The organism is Bartonella acomydis (assembly GCF_039543025.1).
Lineage (GTDB): Bacteria > Pseudomonadota > Alphaproteobacteria > Rhizobiales > Rhizobiaceae > Bartonella > Bartonella acomydis.
In genome coordinates, this window is record NZ_BAABIY010000051.1 from 1 (window position 1) to 668 (window position 668).

The window sequence follows — 668 nt, forward strand, 5'->3', positions numbered from 1 at the left end:
CGTTATACCATTCACGGTCGGCGCCGTGAAATGGGCTTGGGTGCTTTAAGAGATGTTTCTTTAAAACAAGCCCGTGAATGTGCAAACCAATGGCGCTCTGTTTTACGTGAAGGTCGTGACCCCATTAAAGAACGCGATAAACAAAAGCGTGAGGCAATAAGCAATCTCCATTACTTAAAAGACATTGCACTAGATGCTTTTGAAAGTCGTAAAGCTGAATTAAAAGGAGATGGTAAGAATGGTAGTTGGTTTTTACCATTACGTCTTCATATTCTCCCTAAATTAGGCTGTTTGCCCGTTTCTGAGATTACACAAACAGAAATACGCAATGTTCTTGCTCCTATTTGGCATACAAAAGCTGATACAGCTCGTAAAGCACTGAACCGCCTTAATCTTTGTCTCAAACATGCGGCTGCTCTGGGATTGAATGTTGACTTACAGGCAACAGAAAAAGCACGCGCGCTCTTAGGTAAACAACTCCATAAAACCACTAATAGACCAGCCATGGATTGGAGAGATGTTCCTGCTTTTTATCAAACGCTTTGCGAAGCATCAACCCTAACACAACTGGCTTTGCGTCTGCTTATTCTGACAGGCGTTCGTACAAATCCTATACGCCATATTCATAAAGATCAAGTTGAGGGGGATATATGGACTATCCCTGCTGA

General features: G+C 42.5%; 1 protein-coding gene. It reads left to right on the forward strand.

From position 1 onward, the window contains the following. Positions 1 to 668 (forward strand): tyrosine-type recombinase/integrase (locus ABD909_RS06950; protein ID WP_345097234.1); only part of this gene is annotated, 668 nt, incomplete at both ends.